The 441-nt window shown below is 76.6% G+C and carries 1 protein-coding gene; it reads left to right on the top strand.

The window, feature by feature from the left end; genetic code table 11:
• Window positions 1-26 precede the first annotated feature (26 nt).
• Window positions 27-441 (top strand): hypothetical protein (locus tag CAY82_RS27580; protein ID WP_140399174.1); only part of this gene is annotated, 415 nt, incomplete at its 3' end.

Raw genomic sequence — 441 nt, 5'->3', positions numbered from 1 at the left:
GCCAGCCGACTGGCGCCGGGCAGCGCGTGGCCGTGCGCCTCGTGCTCGAGCTGCAGCCCGGCCTGTCGGCGGGGCAGCGCGCGGTGAACACCATGGCCGTGCGCACCGCGCAGACGCTCGAGGCGTGCACGCCGCTCGACGGCTCGCGCCCCGTCACGGGGGCGTGGGCGGACGACGCGACCACGTGCGGCTCGGCCGACCACGTGTCGCCGCGCGCGGGCTCCAACCTGTTCGCCGTCAAGGGCGTGCGGGGCTCGCAGCCCGGTGCGTCGACGGCCGACGGCCAGGAGTGCACGACGCGCCTGACGGCGACCGGCGGCGACTACCACCGCACGCCGTGCATCGCGCGCTCGCTGGCCGGTGCGCAGGACGACTGGGTGCTGCGCGCGCAGAACGCGGGCACGACGAGCGTCGACGAGCTGACGATCTTCGACCCGCTCG

The organism is Pseudomonas sp. SID14000, assembly GCF_002165135.1.
In the GTDB taxonomy this organism is placed as follows: Bacteria; Pseudomonadota; Gammaproteobacteria; order Pseudomonadales; family Pseudomonadaceae; genus Aquipseudomonas.
This window is presented reverse-complemented; position numbering and strand designations above follow the sequence as displayed.